The following is a 14631-nucleotide window of genomic DNA, read 5'->3' as shown; positions in this document are numbered from 1 at the left end:
GGGCTGAGGAAGGCGAACTTCTCGGCCGCCGAGCTGTCCGCCGTGCGCAAGCGCGGGTGGGCCCAGAGCGTCGCCGAGCGCGAGCAGGGTGTCGGCTCGGTCTCGGCGCCGGTCCGCTCCCCCAGCGGCAAGGTCGTCGCGGCCGTGTCGGTCTCGGGACCGCTCGAGCGCCTCACCCGCCAGCCGGGGCGCATGCATGCGCCCGCGGTGGTGGCCGCCGCCGAGCGACTGAGCCAGAACCTGCGCCGCTGACCTAGCGAGCCTCGACCAGCAGCACCTGGGCGAGTCGGCCCACCGGGCCGTGCTCGTCGTGCAGCATCGCGGCGCTCGTGCCGACCCCGTCGGCCCCGATCGTCGACTCGGCGACGAGGCCGACCCACTCGCCGTGCGGTGCGGTGTGCAGGTGGATCGTCAGGTCGGTGTTGATGAAGGTCCAGTGCGCCGGGTCCACGCGCATCCCGACGCCGTTGGCGCTGTCGGCGACCATCACGAAACGCTCGAGCGCCGTGGTCGGGTCGCCCGCCACGAGGTCGAACCTGGGGCGGGCCCAGGCCGCGGTCGGCGCTCCGGGCCTCCCGATCTCGCTGCGCACGACCCACTCGAGGCCGCCGACGAACCCGCGGTTCAGGACGGCGGGGACCGCCGCGCCCGGATCGCGCAGCTCCTCGGCGTCGACCGGGGACATCGGCTCGACGGGGACGTGGCGCGCCCCGGCCGTGTCACTGGTGGCGATCCGCCAGGCGCGCGCCATGGCCACCACGAGGTCCTGGCCGTCCGGGCCGGGCTGGAGCATCTCGGCCTCGACGAGGGTGACCTTGCGGCCCGGGCGGACGACGCGCGCCCGCACCGAGACGGGAGCCATCGCGACCGGGCGCATGATCTCGATCGCGAGGCGGGCCAACCGGCCGTCGGTGGGCGTGTCGAGGCGATCCATGGCTCGCGCCAGCAGCGCGGCCACGGGCCCGCCGTGCTGGAGTCGGTCGTCCCACGGCCCGATCGCGAAGCGGGTCGGCTCGAACAACTCGAGGTCGGCTCCCTCGTCCGAGGTGCGGCGGTAGACGCAGTCATCGGTCATGGCGACACCATGGCGCACGGGATCGGTGCGGCGACGCAGGGGTGCGCGTGCGGCACGCTCAGAACAGTCCCGGCTGCTCGAGCTCGAGCAGTGTCGTCTTGCGCTCGACCCCACCGGCGTAGCCCGTGAGCTTGCCGTCGGACCCGATGACGCGGTGGCACGGGACGACGATCGGGATCGGGTTGGCGCCGTTCGCGGCACCGACCGCACGCGAGATGCCCGCCTCGTAGCCGAGGTCCGTCGCGATCCGGCCGTAGGTGACGGTCTGGCCGTACGGGATCGTGCGCAGGTACGCCCAGACCTTCTTCTGGAACTCGGTGCCGTCCGCGGCCACGGGGAGGTCGAACTCGCGGCGCTCCCCGGCGAAGTACGCGGTGAGCTGTCGCTCCACCTCGTCCAGCAGGGGGTCGTCCCGGTGCTCGCCCGTGGGCTCGGCGTCGAACTCGATGCGGGTGAGCAGCCCGGCGTCGACGTGCAACCGCAGTCCGCCGATCGGCGAGTCCATCCAGCGTGTCTTCATGCGACCCTCCACAGGTGCAGTGAGGCGTACGACCGCCACGGTCGCCACCGGTCGGTGCGCGTCCGGTCCAGCTCCTCGCGCGCGAGGACGCGGCGCAGCACGAGGTCGGTGTCGAGCAGGACGTCGGGATGACCGAGCGCCCGCATCGCGAAGTAGTCGGCGGTCCACGGGCCGATCCCACGGATGGCGAGGAGGCCTGACCGGGCGGACTCGCGGTCGGCGTCAGGGCCCACGTCGAGGTCGCCGGAGGCCACGGCGTGGGCGACCGCCAGGATCGCGCGGCCACGGGCGCGGGGCATGGGGAACTCCTCGAGCGAGGCCTCGGCGAGTGACTCAGCCGTGGCGAACGCATGGCTCAGGCCGTGCTCACGAGCGAGCTCGAGCTCGACCTCGCGGCCACGGGTCCGGGCGATCTGACCGAGCATCGTGCGGGCGCGAGCGACCGACACCTGCTGGCCCACGATCGCCCGCATGGCGACCTCGAAACCGTCCACCTGGCCGGGCAGCCGGATTCCGGGGACCTGCTCGACCAACGCCGCCAGCAACGGGTCCTCGGACAGGGCCGCGTCGATCACGACAGGGTCGGCGTCGAGGTCGAGCAGGCGGCGACTGCGCCGAACGGCGACGTCGAGGTCACCGGGGTCCGCCAGCTGGAACCGCGCGCCGACGTGATCGCCGTGCAGGGTCAGCTCCATCGCGCCGACCCCGTGCGGCAGGGTCACGACGCGCGCGTACGTGTTCTGCCCCACCGCCTCGACGCCCTCGATCGCGCGCGGCCTCAACCACTCGAGGAGACCGTCGCCGTCGAACGGCGTCCGCAGCGCCAGTTCGAGCTCGACGACGTCCATGACCCCATCCTGTCCCACGGGCCCGACAAACCGTGACCTCGACGGCCGCCGGCGCGACGACGAGATGTGGCGGATCGCGCACCTTCTCGGGCCGCGAAACGTACGCAGGCCTACCAATCTCGCGGGCTCAGACCTCGTCTGGCAGGCTCAGGGCAAGCCGAGTCAAGGAGGACACCGTGCAGCAGGTCAAGGGTGTGATCGCCCGTGAGAAGGACGCGCCGGTCGAGCTGGTCACCATCAACGTTCCCGACCCCGGACCGGGCGAGGCGGTCGTGACGATCCGGGCCTGCGGGGTGTGCCACACCGATCTGCACTACCGCCAGGGCGGGATCAACGACGAGTTCCCGTTCCTGCTGGGACACGAGGCCGCCGGCATCGTCGAGTCCGTCGGCGACGGCGTCACCGAGGTGGCCCCGGGCGACTTCGTCGTCCTCAACTGGCGCGCCGTGTGCGGTGAGTGTCGCGCGTGCAAGCGCGGCGAACTGCAGTACTGCTTCGCCACGCACAATGCCAAGCAGAAGATGACGCTCGAGGATGGCACGGAACTCTCCCCGGCCCTGGGCATCGGCGCGTTCATCGAGAAGACGCTGGTCGCCGCCGGCCAGTGCACGAAGGTCGACCCGCAGGCGCGTCCTGCGGCGGCGGGTCTGCTGGGTTGCGGCGTGATGGCCGGCATCGGCGCGGCAATCAACACCGGCGCCCTGACCCGCGGCCGCTCGGCCGCGGTCATCGGCTGTGGCGGCGTGGGCGTGGCAGCGGTGGCCGGTGCGGCCCTCGCCGGCGCCAGCCCGATCATCGCCGTCGACATCGATCCGGCGAAGCTCGAGGCCGCGCGCAAGCTCGGTGCAACCCACACGGTCGACTCCTCGCAGGTCGACCCGGTCGAGGAGATCAAGCGCATCTGCGCCGAGACGTACGAGGGTGCCGAGGGCGCCGACGTCGTCATCGAGGCGGTCGGCCGTCCCGAGACGTGGAAGCAGGCCTTCTATGCCCGCGACCTCGCCGGGACCGTGGTCCTGGTCGGCGTGCCCACGCCCGACATGCAGGTGCCCGAGTTGCCGCTGGCCGACGTCTTCGGACGCGGCGGTGCCCTCAAGTCCAGTTGGTACGGCGACTGCCTGCCCAGCCGCGACTTCCCGATGCTCATCGACCTGTACCAGCAGGGCCGGCTCGATCTGGACGCCTTCGTCACCGAGGAGATCGGCATCGAGGACGTCGAGGCGGCATTCGAGAAGATGCACCACGGCGACGTGCTGCGCTCGGTGGTGGTGCTCTGATGACGGCGCGCATCGACCACGGCGTCGTGTCGGGCACCTTCAGCCTCGACGGGGATACGTTCGACGTCGACAACAACGTCTGGGTGGTCGGTGACGACACCGAGTGCATCGTCATCGACGCCCCGCACGATGTCGACGCGATCATGCAGATCGTCGGCGACCGCGCCGTCACCGCCATCGTCCTCACGCACGCCCACGACGACCACTGCCGCGTGGCCCCGGCGTTGCGCGAGCGCACGGGCGCGCCGATCTGGCTCCACCCGGACGAGCGGCCGCTGTGGAACCTGACGCACGCGGACGCGTCGTGGGACCACGACCTCACCGACGGCACGGAGATCACCGTCGCGGGGACCACCCTGCGCGCGCTCCACACGCCGGGGCACGCACCGGGCGCGACGTGCCTGCTGGCCGAGGACCTGGGTTGCGTCTTCACGGGCGACACCCTGTTCGAGGGTGGGCCGGGAGCCACGGGTCGTTCGTACAGCGACGCCGACGTCATCCGGACCTCGATCGCCGATCGTCTCTTCTCACTCCCGGGCGAGACTGTCGCGCACACCGGTCACGGCGCTGACACGACGATCGCCGCCGAGCGGGACCGCTCCGCCTGACACCGGGGAGGGCGGAGAGCTGTCAACCGATCCCACCTCCCTCGCCGGACCGCGGTGGGTGGTCAACTGAATGAGGGCTCATTTCGGTTGACCACCCACCGGGAGGTCGGCAGAAGGGTTGACAGCTCACCGCCCACTAGGGTGACCGCGTGACCGCGAGCACTCGCCGCCCGAACGCGCGGATCGGACTGTTGCAGGTCTGCGCGGCGGGTGTCCTCTGGGGCACCGGAGGACTCGCCGTCACCGTGCTCCACGAGCGAGACGGCGTCGGCGCGATGACGGTCAGCGCTTGGCGGATGGTGATCGCAGCCGTCGTCCTGGCCCTCTTCGTGATCGCGACGGGCCGAGCCGCCGAAGTCCGCCGAATGATGCGGCACCACCGCGTGGCGGCGATCGTGATCGGTTGCGGCACCGCGGTCTACCAAGGCCTGTACTTCGTCTCGGTCCTGATGGTGGGTGTCAGCGTCGCCACGGTCGTCTCACTCGGGCTGGCCCCGGTACTGGCCGCGACGTGGGAACACGCCGCCGCCCGCACGCGGCCCACGGCGAAGGACACGACGGTCCTGCTGGCCGCCCTGGGCGGGCTCGCGCTGATCAGCTCCGCGGCCGGCCATGGTTCGACTGCTCCGCTGGATCGGCCCGTCCTCGGTCTCGGGCTGGCGATCGCCGCCGGAGCAACCTATGCCGCCACCACCGTGTTGGGGCACGTGCTGGCGCCTCGGGTCGAACCGGTGGCCCTCACGACGTGCGCGACGGCTGCCGGTGCGGTGCTGCTGACGCCGTTCCTGCTGGTCGCCGTGGCCTCCGGCGAACCCGTCGCGGGCACCTCTCCCGCGTCACTGGCGCTCCTGATCTACCTCGGCGTGGCCACGATGGCGCTGGCGTACAGCCTGCTCTACGCAGGGCTGCGCACGACCTCCGGTTCGGCCGCGACCCTCGCCACGCTCGTGGAGCCCATCTCGGCAGCGGCCCTGGCCGCCGTGATCCTCGGTGAGCGGCTCAACGGGGCCGGCGTGGTGGGTGCAGTGCTGATCCTGGCCGCCGTCCTGGCCCTGCGCCCCAGCGAGGAACGTCCGCTGGCCGGCTGACGAGACGATCCTCGGCCGTCTCACCACACGGAAGAGCAGCCGAGCGGTCTTGCCGATCACGTAGCGTCGCCCGGGAATCGGGGAGGAACGCATGCGTCTGGAGCAGCTCGAATACGTCCGCGCGGTCGACGAGCACGGGTCGTTGCGACGGGCCGGAGAGCACCTGCACGTGTCGCTCCCGGCCCTGAGCGATGCGGTCACCAAGCTCGAGCGGGAACTCGGGGTCACCCTGCTGGACCGCAGGCGGACGGGCACGAGGGTCAGCAGCGCGGGTCGCGAACTGCTGCCCAGGATGCTGGAGATCCTCGACGCTGCCGACCGGCTCCGGACCGCAGCACGCCACTGAGACGGGAACGTCTGATGCACATGAGATGGTGACGCCCGTGCGCATTCTCTCGGTGGTCGTGGCGATCGCGCTGTTGCCGCTCATGGCGTGCGAACCTCTCGCCGACATCGCTGTACCGGCCGATGACGCCGTGGCTCCGGTCCCTTCGTTCGCGCCGGCGGACGCCCGCGCGCAGTTGCGTGGCCTCCGGATCGTCGACCGACGGCCCGGCGGCGTGCCCGACTACGCACGCAAGGCGTTCGGCACCGCGTGGAAGGACGTCGACGCCAACGGATGCAACCAGCGCGACGACGTACTGCTGCGTGATGCCGTGCCGGGCACGACCACGGTGCAACAGCAGGGCCGTTGTCCGCGCGACGTCCTCGCCGGCACGTGGGTCGACCCGTACACCGGCAAGCACCTGCTCTTCGACGACCTGAAGGAACCATCGCAGGCGCAGGCGATCCAGATCGACCATGTCGTGCCACTCGCGGAGGCCTGGGTCTCGGGCGCCCACGCGTGGCCGGCCGATCGCCGCGAACAGTTCGCGAACGATCTCGCCGGGTTGCTCGCTTCGGACGGGCCGGCCAACGCGTCCAAGGGCTCGTACGACCCGGCCGCGTGGCGACCCCGCAAGGCGTACCAGTGCTCGTACGCCGCTCATTGGGTCGACGTGAAGCATCGGTGGTCGCTCGCCGTGGACGCGAGCGAGGCCGCGGCGTTGGCCGAGATGCTGCAGCGATGCCCTCGTGAATGACGCCTGCGAGACTTGCCCCATGGAGACGTTGTCGACGAACGGGCACACGTACGAGCTCTCGCGAGCCACCCGGGCCGACGTGCCCGCGATCGTCGCCCTCATGTCGGATGACGCGATCGGAGCCGGGCGCGAGTCGACCGACGTGACGCCGTACCTCGAGGCGTTCGACGAGGTCGACGCGGACGACGCCCACCTCTTGCTCGTGGTGCGCGACGAAGCTGCGACACCCGTGGCCACCCTGCAACTGACGATCGTTCCGGGCCTGTCCCGCGGCGGGACGAAGCGTCTGCTCATCGAGGGTGTCCGAGTCGCTTCCTCCACCCGTGGCTCCGGACTGGGGACGACCCTCATGAGGTGGGCGCAGGCCTGGGGCGCGCAGCGCGGCGCCTCGATCGCCCAGCTCACCTCCGACAAGCGCCGCACCGACGCTCACCGCTTCTACGAGGCCCTCGGGTACGAGGCCACGCACGAAGGTTTCAAGCTCCCGCTCTGACCGCGCTCTGCCGAGGGTCTCGCTGGTCCCTTCGTCACACGGCCGTCCATCCTCCGTCGACAGGCAGCACAGCGCCGGTGACGTAGCCACTGGCTCCGCTTGCCAGGTACAACAACGCGCCGTCCATTTCATCGGGGCGAGCCGCACGTCCCATGGGCGTGATCTTGTCGACCCAAGCGGTGCCAGAGTCGGTCTCGAAAAGTCCCGAGGTCATCTCCGAGGGGAAGAATCCCGGGGCGATGGCATTGACCCTCACGCCCTTGCGGGCCCACTGGGCGGCGAGTTCTCGGGTCAGGTTGACGACCGCGGCCTTGCTGGCTGCATATCCGGCCTGCGGCATCCGCCCCAGACCTACCAAGCCGACGATGGAAGCAATGTTGACGATGGTGCCTTGGCCTCGTTCGGCCATCCGCAATCCTGCGTATCGGCTCATCGAGAACGTGCCCATGAGGTTCACGTCCATGACCCGGCGGAAGTTCTCGACGGTCTCGTCCTTGATGGGTGCCGGCAGGCTGAGACCGGCATTGTTGACCAAGATGTCGACGTGACCGAACTCCTTCATCGCATGCTCGACGACTCGCCCGCAGTCAGGATCGGACGTCACGTCGCATTCCACGGCGATGCTTCCTGGGTATCGTTCCACTAGGGCGTCAAGTCGCTCGGCACGTCGAGCCGCCATCACCACCGATGCACCGCGGTCACTCAGTAGCTCGACGAAGTGCGCGCCCAAGCCACTCGAGGCCCCGGTGACAATCGCCACCTTCCCCTCGACGCTGAACAAGTTGTCGACAGTCATGGGTGCATCAGTCCTTCACAGGTTCACGGGGACGAAAACGACGGGGGGCCGGGCGGGGTCTTCGGGGAACGTCGCCATCAGTTCGAGCCCGGGGGCAAGTTTCTCGAGGGAAACTTTCTCGACCCGTGCGAAGATCCGTGCGGCTCCTTCGAGCTCCACAGCCCCGACCACATACGGGACGTCGGCGTCCAACTCCGGGCTGAATCCGTGGTGCGCGACCATCCAGGTGTACAACCGACCGACACCGGCGGAGACCGTGGAGTCGATCTCGCCCGCCCCGCATTCGGGGCACCCCGGAAGCGGCAGAACGAAGTGGGCGTCACAGGCGTCGCAGACCCGGATCAGGATCTGGCCTCGAGAGAGGGCCGCCTGGTACTGCTCCTCCTCAGAAAGCGATTCCATGTGGAGTTCCATCCCTCAGTTCCTCGTCTCTCTCGTCAGCACCAACGCTGACCCGTCGGTGAGAGCACCGGAGGTCACCACGCAGGAGCGTGCGTCAGGGACGGTGCGCTTCCCGGCCGAGCCCTGCAATTGGCTGACGGCCTCGTAGACCGTGTTCATCCCATGGAGATATCCCTCCGCCAACAGGCCGCCGCCGGTGTTCACGGGCAGTCTGCCGCCAGGCACCGTGGCTCCTGAACTGACGAGGCGTCCGGCCTCTCCGCGTTCGGCCAGACCCAACCCCTCCAACGCCAGCAGGACGCTGCTCGAGAAGCAGTCGTAGAGCTGGGCCATGTCGACATCACGCGGACCCATCCCGGCACTGCTCCACAACTGCTCGGCGATGTGCGTGGTGTAGTTCCGGGTCAGGTCGGGCCACAGCATCGCGTCACCCGCGTCGAGGCCTGAGCGTTTCCCGGTGCCGTACGCCGCCCCTTCGATCACGACGGGATCGTGCCGCAGGTCCAATGCCCTGCGGCGGGACGTCACCAAGATCGCACAGGCACCATCGGCCTCGGTCGTGCAATCCGCCGCGCGGAACGGGTCGGCCACCATCGGGGATCGGGCGTAGTCCTGCTCGCTCATCAGTGTCCGGCGCATCGCCCGTTCGTTGTCGACCGCCCACAACCGCTGAGCGCTGACCACGGCTGCGAGGTCGCTCTCGTCGCGCCCCGTCTCGATCAGGTACCTACGAGCCCACATCGCAATGATCTGTGGGTAGGCGACCAGTCCTGCGGGATAGCGCATCATGGGGCCGGTGCCGGGCACCTTCGCCGTCCCCACCCGTTGCCCACTACGACCGTTCAAGGCGCGGTAGACCAGGACGTTGTCCGCCAGCCCGGCCTCGATGGCGGCCGCCGCCTGCATGATGAGGAAGCACGGCGCCTGGCCGCCCATCTCGGTCGTCACCAAGTACCTCGGCGCCGGAAGCCCCAGTGCTGTCGCCACTGCTTGGGACGAGACGGAGTCGTTGTTGAACCCGTAGCTGATGACCCCGTCGACCTCGGAGAGGTTCATCCCGGCGTCATCGACCGAGCCACGACAGGCCTCCAGCGCCAAGGACATCACCGAGCGACCCGACTTCTTCGTCAGCTCAGTCATGCCGATTCCCGAGATCGCGGTGTTGCCGAGGAAACTGGGACGCCGCCTCACCTGACACCGCCCTTTGTTGGGGGTGAGCCGACGACCACGGGAGCCACCCGTGCCATCGCCGACCTCACAGGCCCAAGATCGCGCGGGCTTCGTCGGGCGTGGCGACTTCCAGCCCGAGCTCGTGGATGATCCGGACGGACCGTTCGACCAGTTGCTCGTTCGTGGCCAGCTCTCCGGGCCCGTAGTAGATGTTGTCCTCTAGGCCCACGCGCAGATGACCACCGAGCAGCAGAGAGTGCGTGGTCGCTGGGAGCTGGTTCGGCCCGATCCCAGACACGCAGAAGACGCAGTTGTCCGGCATCTCGTCGACGAGCTGCTGCAACAGCCGGGGCGTGTACGGGAGGGCGCCCTGGAAACCCTTGTCCATGCCGAGCACGAAGTTGACGTAGTAGGGCGCCTGGTCGAATCCCGAGGCGATCAGCCGCTTGAAGTCCTGAAGCATGTGAGTCAGGTTCATGAACTCCCACTCAGGCTTGATCCCGCGCTCCGTGAAGCGCTCAGCGAATCGATCGCACTGTTCGGGCGAAGTGTGAACCAGAAGCTCGCGCCCTCCGATGTTGGCCACCATCGTGCCGATGTCGAACGTGGCCATCTCTGCGCCCGCGTCCAGGCCTTCGAGCCGCTTGTCGAGGATGATCTCGTCGAAGAGGTCTCCCATCGGACGGATCAGGTTGCCGCCGACTCCCCCGCCCGTGCTGTTGTTGATGATGATGTCGCACCGCTCGCGCACTGCATCGTTGATCTGACGGTAGATCCGCGCGTCGTTCGAGGGAGAGTCATCGGTTTCCCGTGCGTGGATCGCCGCGATGCTCGCGCCGGCGTCGTAGCACCGCTTGACGACATCGGCGATCTCGTCCGGCTGAGTCGGCAGGTGGGGGTTCTGCGCCTTGGTGTTCTGGCCACCCGTGGGCGCCACGGTGAGGATGACTTTTCTGCTCATGAGTTTGCCTCCAGATCGGCCCACGGATCGACCGCGGTCACTTGGTACAGGGTCCGAGAAACGTTCTTGATCAAGGGGGTGAAGCGGTGCGGCGCGATGGCATTGAAGTACTCCTGGGTCTTCACGGCCTCGGGTCCGTCGATCTCGTAACCCGTGACGAACGCCTGAGTGCGGTCGAGTTCCCTCATACGGACGGCGGACCGGAACCCGGGCGCGGCCAGCAGCTCTGGCACGTGGGTGTTCAGCGACCAGTCATTCCAGTCGCGTACGAGCTCGGGATCATCGGGCAGTTCGGCGCGGCCGAGGTACATGAACCTCGAGGTCGGCTTGTAGATGTCACTCATCGACTGAACCCACTTTCGTTGATGCCTGCGGTTGTTTGCGGCCCCGACCGCTGCTCCGCGGCGCCGCTGGCGTCACTAAACCAAGCGCTTGGTCAATTGTCAACCGTCGCACCTCGAGGCCCTGCCACCCCGATCGCGGCACCCTTGGGGCAGCCTGTTCGTGCGCGACTAGGGCCCCTCCCCAATACTTTCTGCGAAGACTTGACCGAGCGCTCGGTTTCTGAGACTGTGACCTATCTCGCATTGCCACGGGGAACCCGAAAGGACCGGTCCGTTGAAACCTCTGACCAAAAAACTCGCGCTGCCACTAGCCGCTGCCGTTGCACTCCTCAGCGCCTGCAGCGGTTCGGACTCCGGCGGTTCGGGCACTGAACGCCTCCAATGGGCGTCGTATCTCGGACCCAAGGGAGCCGATACCGTTGCGGCGCAGAAGATCATCGAGCGCGTCGAGACGGCAACCGACGGGTCCCTCACCATCGATCTCGCCCACTCAGGCTCCCTGCTGGCCGGGCCGGACATTCTGGCGGGAGTGAAGTCAGCACGCGCAGACATTGGCACGACGTCGTACATCTACCACCCGGGCGAGTTGCCGCTGTCGCACGTGGTGAACGTTCCTTACGTCACCAGCAACATCCCGGCGCAGTCGCGAGCTTTCCAAGAACTCGGCTCGGACAACACCGCTTTCAAGGATGAGTACGAGAAGCAGGGGCTCAAGCTCCTCTACATCTGGGTCGTCGGGGAACCGGTCATGGGCTGCAAGAAGCCGATCACGAGCTACGACGACCTCAAGGGACTCAAGGTGGCGACCGGCGGCTTGGTGGCCAAGGCCTACGAGGCAGCTGGTGCCACGGTCGTCACGGTTCCTGCTTCGGACTACCGCGATTCACTCGAACGAGGGCTCGTGGACTGCTGGGGGACACTGCCGCTCGATGTGGTTGCCGACCTCGGACTCGCCGACGTCACCGCGAACATCTACGACTTCGGATACCAGAACTACGGTCACTTCAGTGCCGTGATGGACCTGAACCGCTGGAACGGACTCAGCGATGAACATCGCGCGGCGATCGAGACGGCGATCGACGAGACGCTGGCGGACATCGTCGCCATCACCGATTCGACGAACGCCCGCGGCTGCAAGGCGATCCAGACCTCCCCCGCCACGTTCGAACGGCTGGACGACTCGGTCATCTCCGCGTGGAAGGAAGATGCAGAGCCGGCGGTCGCTTCGGGCTTCTTCAAGATGGCCAAGGCAACCGGCGCCGACGGCGAGGCCTTCCTGCCGCAGTACCGCGCCGCCGTCGAAGACGCCGAGGCGGAGTTCGCCGACTACGAATCGGCCCTCTCGCGCTGCATAGCCGGCACGTTGTAGATCGCCTCCGGGGAGCCTCGGACGGTTCACCCCTCCGCCCGAGGCTCCCCCTCCCGGCCCGCCACCCAGCGGTACAACGACACCGCCTTCACACCCCGAACCCGTCGACAGCGAGGTCCGTCATGAAGAAGAACTTGCCATCCCGCCCCTCACGCACGGCCCACGTCGCCGTCACCACGATGACGACCATCGCGGGGCTGGTGCTCCTGGCCCTCATGCTCCTCACCTCAACAGACGTGGTCCTGCGAAAGTTCGCCGGCGAGGGACTCCGCGGGACGGTGGAGTTCACCGAGATCCTGCTCGTCGTCGCGGTCTTCCTCGGCATGACCGGCGCCGAGACCACGCGCACCCACCTGCGTACCCCGATCGTCGTCGAACGCCTCCCCGCACGGCTCGGGGGCTGGCTGATCGCCAGCGGGCTGATCGTGGCCGCACTCTGCACGGCGTGGACGACCTGGGCCTCGGCGGGCTCGGCACTGGCGTCGTTCCAGTCGCACGAGATCCGATACGGGTTGCTGGGTCTACCTTTGTGGCCGGCAAAGGCCACGGTGCCGCTGGGAATGTTCGGATTCACCGTCGCCCTGGCCGTGCACGCATTCTCGGCCGCGCAGGCCGCTCTCGCGGGGCGGTCCGCATCGGACGAGCGCGGCAACGTCCTCTAAGGCGCGGCGCTGCCACCAACACCACACCAAGATTGGACTGATACACGTGCCTACAGACGTTCACCTGATGGTTTCGATCGGGGCATTCCTGGCCTTGGTGTTCCTCAACGTTCCCGTCTCCATCTCACTGCTCAGTGGCAGCGTCCTCGGCATCCTCATGCTCCATGACACCCAGCGCGTGGATGCAGTTCTGGGAGCTGTCCCTTACTCGGCGGTCGCCAACTACGGACTATTCGTCGTCCCGATGTACATCCTTCTGGGATGCCTCATCGCGAACACGGGCATCGGTGAGCGCATTTACCGGCTGGTCCATCGCCTGGTGCGACGCCTCCCTGGTGGCCTACCGGCGGCGACCGTCGGCGCCACGGCTGCCTTCAGCGGGATTTCCGGATCGTCGGCCGCCGACGTGGCGGCGTTCGGGCGCGTGAGCATCAATGAGATGGCGCGGTACGGGTACTCGCGTGCCTACGCCGGAGCGGTCGTCGCCGCCGCCGGAACCTTCGCCGTACTGATCCCACCGAGCGTGATTCTCGTCGTGTACGCCTTGCTGGCGGGCGTGAACATCGGGGCCATGATCCTCGCGGCGGTGGTTCCGGGCCTCATCTCCTGCCTGGCGCTCATGGCCTACGTGATGATCTCGTCCTCGGTTCATCAGCGCTCGGTGCAGACGGCGGGCGCCGCGGCGTCCCGGACGCCGGACGACCGAATAATGCCGGCCTCGACGCCGAGTGACGCTGAGCCGGCGAGTGACGCCGATGACACTTGGCGTCAGTACACCTTCGCCGCGTTCACCGCCGTCACCTTGTTCGCCGTGGTCGTGGGCGGCTTGTACGGCGGCTACTTCACCGCGACCGAGTCCGGAGCCGTCGGCGCGCTGGTGGCACTGACCATCGGCGTCTGTGCTCGCAAGTCACGCGACATCACCGCGTTCGAACTGCTGAAGAGGTCGCTCCGGGAAACGGCAGAGGTGTCGAGCATGATCTTCATGCTGCTGATCTCAGGGTCCGTGTTCACCTATTATCTCGCCTCGGCCCAGGTACCCGCCCGGATCGCCACCTGGGTGCTCGACGTCCCAGCCTCACCCACGCTCATCGTCGCCCTGTCCCTGTTGCTCCTTCTTCCTGTCGGACTGTTCCTCGACAGCCTCTCGACCATGTTGCTGTTCATTCCCGTGATGGTGCCGGTCATGACCGAACTAGGCTTCGACGGCATCTGGTACGGGATCCTGGCCATCAAGATGATCGAGATCGGCTTGATCACCCCGCCCGTCGGGCTGAACGTGTTCGTGGCGGCGGGGGTGGGCAAGGTCAAGGCCGAAGCGATCTTCCGACGTGTGCTTCCGTTCATCGTGCTGGACCTGGCCGTCACGGCAGTCTTCTTCGTCTACCCCGAGTCCGTGCTCTGGCTGCCTCGACAGGCGGGCTTGATGTGAATAGCACTGCTCTGCCCGCCGAAGCGATTCTCCAGGAGCGCTACTTCAACCTTCTTGATCGCCGGGACCTCCCCGGGATCGAGGAGCTGTTCTGCGCATCGGCAACGGCCGTGTACGACTTCAACGGTCCGGACCCACTCATCGGGCGCGACGCGATCATGGAGGCACTGACCATCGTCGAAACGTTCGCCGGCACGCTGCACACACGGTCCAGCACCGGCCTCAACCCCGATGGCGTCACCTGGACAACCTTTGCCTTGGCCGTGGTCCACTTGGCCGACGGCACCGTGCTGCAACGCGGACTTCGGTACGACGACCGATGGACGAGGGAGGACGGGGCACTGCGAATCGTCCAGCGGGAACAGCGTTGCCTCTGGGAACTGGGCGACGGAAGTCTGACTCCCCGCGCCCAACGTGTCGCGAAGCACCGACTTCATCATGGAAACCCTGAGTGACCAATGGATAGGCTGAGTGTCCTGACCCTGCACGGTCTTGCACGACGGG

Annotated in this window: 20 protein-coding genes; 11 read left to right on the top strand and 9 right to left on the bottom strand. The window is 67.9% G+C overall.

Going from position 1 to position 14631, the window contains the following annotated elements; genetic code table 11:
- On the top strand, positions 1 to 252 hold a 252-nt coding region (locus RT323_RS03260), incomplete at its 5' end, for an IclR family transcriptional regulator C-terminal domain-containing protein (RefSeq protein ID WP_313404987.1).
- A 1-nt stretch (position 253) separates the two neighbouring features.
- Here RT323_RS03260 and RT323_RS03255 read toward each other — a convergent pair.
- From RT323_RS03255 to RT323_RS03245, 3 genes are read right to left on the bottom strand one after another with little or no spacing between them, the layout of a single operon-like run.
- The gene (locus RT323_RS03255; RefSeq protein WP_313404985.1) at positions 254 to 1075 is read right to left on the bottom strand and encodes a thioesterase family protein; all 822 of its coding nucleotides are present in this window, start codon (positions 1073 to 1075) and stop codon (positions 254 to 256) included.
- Positions 1076 to 1133: 58 nt separating this feature from the next.
- The gene (locus tag RT323_RS03250) at positions 1134 to 1595 is read right to left on the bottom strand and encodes a methylated-DNA--[protein]-cysteine S-methyltransferase (protein ID WP_313404983.1); all 462 of its coding nucleotides are present in this window, start codon (positions 1593 to 1595) and stop codon (positions 1134 to 1136) included.
- Entirely contained in the window at positions 1592 to 2443 is an 852-nt protein-coding gene (locus RT323_RS03245) for an AlkA N-terminal domain-containing protein (RefSeq protein WP_313404981.1), read from the bottom strand. The genes RT323_RS03250 and RT323_RS03245 overlap by 4 nt, the downstream gene beginning before the upstream one ends.
- Positions 2444 to 2619: 176 nt before the next feature.
- Here RT323_RS03245 and RT323_RS03240 point away from each other — a divergent pair, with 176 nt between their 5' ends.
- The 6 genes from RT323_RS03240 (at position 2620) to RT323_RS03215 (ending at position 6991) form a co-directional block, all read left to right on the top strand.
- Positions 2620 to 3720: an S-(hydroxymethyl)mycothiol dehydrogenase gene (locus tag RT323_RS03240; RefSeq protein WP_313404979.1), complete on the top strand. Its 1101-nt coding sequence runs from the start codon at positions 2620 to 2622 to the stop codon at positions 3718 to 3720.
- Complete coding sequence (locus RT323_RS03235; RefSeq protein WP_313404977.1) at positions 3720 to 4328, top strand: MBL fold metallo-hydrolase; 609 nt, start codon at positions 3720 to 3722, stop codon at positions 4326 to 4328. Before RT323_RS03240 ends, RT323_RS03235 begins: the two co-directional genes overlap by 1 nt.
- A 149-nt stretch (positions 4329 to 4477) precedes the next feature.
- Positions 4478 to 5416 carry a DMT family transporter gene (locus tag RT323_RS03230; RefSeq protein WP_313404975.1) on the top strand — a complete coding sequence of 313 codons (939 nt, stop codon included), beginning with the start codon at positions 4478 to 4480 and terminating at the stop codon, positions 5414 to 5416.
- A 91-nt stretch (positions 5417 to 5507) separates the two neighbouring features.
- Positions 5508 to 5762 (top strand): LysR family transcriptional regulator, encoded by a 255-nt coding sequence (locus tag RT323_RS03225; RefSeq protein ID WP_313404973.1) that lies wholly within the window; start codon positions 5508 to 5510, stop codon positions 5760 to 5762.
- Positions 5763 to 5799: 37 nt separating this feature from the next.
- Positions 5800 to 6498: an HNH endonuclease family protein gene (locus RT323_RS03220; protein WP_313404972.1), complete on the top strand. Its 699-nt coding sequence runs from the start codon at positions 5800 to 5802 to the stop codon at positions 6496 to 6498.
- A gap of 19 nt (positions 6499 to 6517) precedes the next feature.
- Entirely contained in the window at positions 6518 to 6991 is a 474-nt protein-coding gene (locus RT323_RS03215; RefSeq protein WP_313404970.1) for a GNAT family N-acetyltransferase, read from the top strand.
- Positions 6992 to 7025: 34 nt separating this feature from the next.
- Here RT323_RS03215 and RT323_RS03210 read toward each other — a convergent pair whose 3' ends face one another.
- From RT323_RS03210 to RT323_RS03190, 5 genes are all read right to left on the bottom strand, one after another.
- Positions 7026 to 7787, bottom strand: coding sequence for a glucose 1-dehydrogenase (locus RT323_RS03210; protein ID WP_313404968.1), 762 nt, complete (start codon positions 7785 to 7787; stop codon positions 7026 to 7028).
- Positions 7788 to 7802: 15 nt separating this feature from the next.
- Positions 7803 to 8201 carry an OB-fold domain-containing protein gene (locus RT323_RS03205; protein WP_313404967.1) on the bottom strand — a complete coding sequence of 133 codons (399 nt, stop codon included), beginning with the start codon at positions 8199 to 8201 and terminating at the stop codon, positions 7803 to 7805.
- A gap of 3 nt (positions 8202 to 8204) precedes the next feature.
- Positions 8205 to 9329 carry a thiolase C-terminal domain-containing protein gene (locus tag RT323_RS03200; RefSeq protein ID WP_313404965.1) on the bottom strand — a complete coding sequence of 375 codons (1125 nt, stop codon included), beginning with the start codon at positions 9327 to 9329 and terminating at the stop codon, positions 8205 to 8207.
- Positions 9330 to 9444: 115 nt separating this feature from the next.
- A complete protein-coding gene (locus RT323_RS03195) occupies positions 9445 to 10320 on the bottom strand; it encodes a 3-keto-5-aminohexanoate cleavage protein (RefSeq protein ID WP_313404963.1) in 876 nt (291 codons plus the stop codon).
- Entirely contained in the window at positions 10317 to 10664 is a 348-nt protein-coding gene (locus RT323_RS03190; RefSeq protein ID WP_313404962.1) for a DUF4286 family protein, read from the bottom strand. Before RT323_RS03190 ends, RT323_RS03195 begins: the two co-directional genes overlap by 4 nt.
- Positions 10665 to 10938: 274 nt before the next feature.
- On the opposite strand from RT323_RS03190, the gene dctP reads away from it, so the two are divergent.
- Positions 10939 to 12033, top strand: coding sequence for a TRAP transporter substrate-binding protein DctP (dctP, locus tag RT323_RS03185; RefSeq protein WP_313404960.1), 1095 nt, complete (start codon positions 10939 to 10941; stop codon positions 12031 to 12033).
- 88 nt (positions 12034 to 12121) lie between these two features.
- Here the strand turns inward: dctP and RT323_RS03180 are convergent, their stop codons facing one another.
- Complete coding sequence (locus RT323_RS03180; RefSeq protein ID WP_313404959.1) at positions 12122 to 12250, bottom strand: hypothetical protein; 129 nt, start codon at positions 12248 to 12250, stop codon at positions 12122 to 12124.
- Positions 12251 to 12269: 19 nt separating this feature from the next.
- Here RT323_RS03180 and RT323_RS03175 point away from each other — a divergent pair, with 19 nt between their 5' ends.
- The 3 genes from RT323_RS03175 (at position 12270) to RT323_RS03165 (ending at position 14582) form a co-directional block, all read left to right on the top strand.
- Complete coding sequence (locus RT323_RS03175; protein WP_313404957.1) at positions 12270 to 12695, top strand: TRAP transporter small permease; 426 nt, start codon at positions 12270 to 12272, stop codon at positions 12693 to 12695.
- 67 nt (positions 12696 to 12762) lie between these two features.
- Positions 12763 to 14127 carry a TRAP transporter large permease gene (locus RT323_RS03170; protein WP_313404955.1) on the top strand — a complete coding sequence of 455 codons (1365 nt, stop codon included), beginning with the start codon at positions 12763 to 12765 and terminating at the stop codon, positions 14125 to 14127.
- Positions 14124 to 14582: a nuclear transport factor 2 family protein gene (locus RT323_RS03165; RefSeq protein WP_313404954.1), complete on the top strand. Its 459-nt coding sequence runs from the start codon at positions 14124 to 14126 to the stop codon at positions 14580 to 14582. Before RT323_RS03170 ends, RT323_RS03165 begins: the two co-directional genes overlap by 4 nt.
- Positions 14583 to 14631 lie beyond the last annotated feature (49 nt).

It is taken from the genome of Aeromicrobium sp. (assembly GCF_032084975.1).
Taxonomy (GTDB): Bacteria; Actinomycetota; Actinomycetes; order Propionibacteriales; family Nocardioidaceae; genus Aeromicrobium.
The sequence above is the reverse complement of the archived record's forward strand: the minus strand, read 5'-3'. Positions and strand labels throughout refer to the sequence as shown.

Coding starts and splice junctions, on each gene's coding strand:
- RT323_RS03235 (WP_313404977.1), top strand. CDS start 3,720: ATGACGGCGCGCATCGACCACGGCGTCGTGTCGGGCACCTTCAGCCTC.
- RT323_RS03200 (WP_313404965.1), bottom strand. CDS start 9,329: ATGACTGAGCTGACGAAGAAGTCGGGTCGCTCGGTGATGTCCTTGGCG.
- RT323_RS03225 (WP_313404973.1), top strand. CDS start 5,508: ATGCGTCTGGAGCAGCTCGAATACGTCCGCGCGGTCGACGAGCACGGG.
- RT323_RS03170 (WP_313404955.1), top strand. CDS start 12,763: ATGGTTTCGATCGGGGCATTCCTGGCCTTGGTGTTCCTCAACGTTCCC.
- RT323_RS03180 (WP_313404959.1), bottom strand. CDS start 12,250: ATGAGGGCCAGGAGCACCAGCCCCGCGATGGTCGTCATCGTGGTGACG.
- RT323_RS03255 (WP_313404985.1), bottom strand. CDS start 1,075: ATGACCGATGACTGCGTCTACCGCCGCACCTCGGACGAGGGAGCCGAC.
- RT323_RS03250 (WP_313404983.1), bottom strand. CDS start 1,595: ATGAAGACACGCTGGATGGACTCGCCGATCGGCGGACTGCGGTTGCAC.
- RT323_RS03210 (WP_313404968.1), bottom strand. CDS start 7,787: ATGACTGTCGACAACTTGTTCAGCGTCGAGGGGAAGGTGGCGATTGTC.
- RT323_RS03215 (WP_313404970.1), top strand. CDS start 6,518: ATGGAGACGTTGTCGACGAACGGGCACACGTACGAGCTCTCGCGAGCC.
- RT323_RS03205 (WP_313404967.1), bottom strand. CDS start 8,201: ATGGAACTCCACATGGAATCGCTTTCTGAGGAGGAGCAGTACCAGGCG.
- RT323_RS03245 (WP_313404981.1), bottom strand. CDS start 2,443: ATGGACGTCGTCGAGCTCGAACTGGCGCTGCGGACGCCGTTCGACGGC.
- RT323_RS03190 (WP_313404962.1), bottom strand. CDS start 10,664: ATGAGTGACATCTACAAGCCGACCTCGAGGTTCATGTACCTCGGCCGC.
- RT323_RS03195 (WP_313404963.1), bottom strand. CDS start 10,320: ATGAGCAGAAAAGTCATCCTCACCGTGGCGCCCACGGGTGGCCAGAAC.